The 2,791-nt window shown below is 40.1% G+C and carries 3 protein-coding genes; 1 reads left to right on the plus strand and 2 read right to left on the minus strand.

The window, feature by feature from the left end; all coding sequences use genetic code 11:
* The first annotated feature begins 147 nt into the window (after positions 1-147).
* Positions 148-498, plus strand: a complete 351-nt coding sequence (locus VIH09_RS01580; RefSeq protein ID WP_331577180.1) for a hypothetical protein — start codon at positions 148-150, stop codon at positions 496-498.
* A gap of 28 nt (positions 499-526) precedes the next feature.
* Here the strand turns inward: VIH09_RS01580 and dnaX are convergent, their stop codons facing one another.
* Positions 527-1,612, minus strand: coding sequence for a DNA polymerase III subunit gamma/tau (dnaX, locus tag VIH09_RS01585; RefSeq protein WP_331577182.1), 1,086 nt, complete (start codon positions 1,610-1,612; stop codon positions 527-529).
* A 123-nt stretch (positions 1,613-1,735) separates the two neighbouring features.
* Positions 1,736-2,791: class I SAM-dependent methyltransferase (locus VIH09_RS01590; RefSeq protein ID WP_331577184.1), on the minus strand; the 1,056-nt coding region annotated here is incomplete at its 5' end.

Raw genomic sequence — 2,791 nt, forward strand, 5'->3', positions numbered from 1 at the left:
ACAATGACTTCTATCGTGATGTCATGATTATGCAAATGTCCTTTTAGATGTCCCAAAAGACCGTTCAATTCTTTTTCAAAATCTAGTTTAGATCCTTCATTTGGTAGTTCGAGAGTGATAGCAGCACCGTTTAGAACGGGATCGTTAATGAGCAACAATGATTCCATGATTCTGAAACCTTTTTCGCCCAATCGTTTTGCGTATTTTGTCCACTGCAATAGCATTTCGGTTTCGGTAAAGGCTTCCGTCGGCAAGTGGAGTTCCTCTTTTACGAACGCCTTGTTGCTTTCTTCCAGCGCTTTTTTCGCACGAATACTTGATAATGAAAAGGCCGAAACTTTCGGGCCGGTAGAAAACGAATCGTCGGTTTTTGCTGGCTCAACGGAGACAGGCTTGCTCTCAGATTCTTGTGCGACAGAAGTTTGTATAGTGTTCGCGGCAGGAATAACGGCAACGGGAATTGTCTCGGTAGCATTTGTTTTATCGGCTATTGAGTAATCATTTTTCCTGAAATAAGTTGGAGGGATTATAAATGCGTCAGCTTTTTTTTTTCTCCATCAAAAGTGATAGAGGCTAATTGCATCAAACAAAGTTCAACGAGTAACCGCTGATTTTGGCTGAGCTTGAATTTCAAATCGCAATCATTTGCAATAGCGATACCCTTTAACAAAAATTCTTGGGTGCATTTTTGCGCTTGCAAACCATACATTTTTTGGGCTTGTTCCCCGACTTCCAGTAACGATAATGTAGAAGGGGTTTTGCTTACCAATAAATCCCTAAAATGGGACGCTAATCCTGACACAAAATGATGGCTGTCAAATCCTTTGGAAAGTATTTCGTTGAAAGCAACCAATAATTCGGGAATTTTATTTTCAAGAATTAAATCGGTAACGGTAATATAGGTTTCGTAGTCAAGAACGTTCAAGTTCTCGGTAACCGCCTGACGCGTCAGATTGGTACCGCAATAGGAAACGACTCTGTCAAAAATGGACAAGGCATCGCGCATGGCGCCATCCGCTTTCTGGGCAATGATATGCAAGGCATCATCTTCGTAAGCAACCCCTTGATTTGTGGCCACTTCCGCAAGATGTTCCTTGGCGTCCTTTACAGTTATTCTTTTGAAATCAAATATTTGACAACGGGATAATATCGTCGGAATGATTTTATGTTTTTCGGTCGTTGCCAAAATAAAAATGGCATGCTTTGGCGGCTCTTCCAATGTTTTCAAAAAAGCATTGAATGCAGCCGAAGACAACATATGTACCTCATCAATGATATAAACCTTGTATTTTCCGGTTTGAGGAGGGATACGAACTTGATCAATCAAACTACGGATATCATCAACGGAATTGTTGGATGCCGCATCCAGTTCAAAAACGTTAAAGGCAAAATCTTCATTGGGGTCATCGTAACCCGGTTGGTTAATTTTCCTGGCCAAAATTCTGGCGCAGGTCGTTTTTCCAACTCCTCTGGGGCCGGTAAATAATAGGGCAGAGGCAAGATGATTACTTTCTATGGCATTCAGTAAAGTGTTGGTAATAGCTTTTTGGCCCACAACATCGTTAAATGTTTGTGGACGGTATTTACGTGCCGATACTACAAATTGTTCCATAGAATTTTTATTCGAAAGCAAATATAGGTAAAGCGGTTATATTATGAAAAGGATAATTTGTTTAATTATAAAATTAACACCGCGTAGGACATCTGCACAAATATCGGCATGGCCCCATTGTAATTAATTAAGAAATTTCAGTCCTGTTAATGTCTTTTTTTCGATCCCTTTTTGTTGGATTAGGACCTTATACCTCATTCCCATGCTCAGTAATAATCCGATATTGAAATAGGTTTCATGAATTTTTACTTGCGCTTTGTTGATGGGTTTCGTCAAAACGTCATTTTGATATTTTTTAATTCCCAGTGCCAAGAGAAAATTGGTTTGGTCTATCATTCCGCAACAATCCAAGCCGTAGTCCAAGCCCCATTGCCTTAAGGCAGAAAAATTAGTGTGGGTGGTGATGTCTTGACTTCCTATAAGTTGGTACGGGTTGTCGTTCTTTTGATGATTGTGAAAACATAATAATGTACCGGAGCTTCTGCGATTGTCATATAGTTCCAAAGAAATCGAACCGTAATCGATCGTGATGACATATCCTTTTACTAAAAAGCGAGAAATGTCTTTTAACCACGACACCGCTTCGAGATTAACTTCTGTTCGAAACCCTTTCGGTAAATCAACGTTTAAAGTTTTGAAATAATCCACCAGTATTTTTCCTGCGGGCAGCAATATTTCTTCAAATCCATTTTTATAATCCACAAAAACTTCTTGTAGCTGCTCTTCCATCACTACCTGATGGACGGCGAAATTATCGATCAATTCATTTGATATGACGCAGCCATTGAGTTCGGGAATCTCATCAATTGAATCGTACCAACTGACTTTTTCCGATAAATATTTCTTTTCGATTTCCCGCATGCTGGCGCTCTTCTCTATAATGCAATAGCATAAGCCAGCATATAAAGTTTTGTTTTTTTTGAGATTGTCTAAAATATCATGGCATAAGAGTCCGGTGCCCGCTCCATATTCCACGATTTTGAAAGGTTTTTTACCAAGGAAGTGCCACATTTCCTCGATTTGCCGGGCTAGCATGGCCCCGAAAGAAGCCGAAAGATTGGCGCTGGTGTAGAAATCGCCATCCGCGCCTATTTTAGCGTCCATGGAATTGTAGTACCCCAATTTTGGATAGTACAAAGCCATTTCCATAAAATCCCGAAAAGACAATGGTCCTTCCTT

It is taken from the genome of Flavobacterium sp. (assembly GCF_036515215.1).
Lineage (GTDB): Bacteria > Bacteroidota > Bacteroidia > Flavobacteriales > Flavobacteriaceae > Flavobacterium.

Excerpts from the sequence above, each read along its gene's own strand:
- VIH09_RS01580 (WP_331577180.1), top strand. The coding sequence starts at position 148 with ATGAGCAACAATGATTCCATGATTCTGAAACCTTTTTCGCCCAATCGT.
- dnaX (WP_331577182.1), bottom strand. The coding sequence starts at position 1,612 with ATGGAACAATTTGTAGTATCGGCACGTAAATACCGTCCACAAACATTT.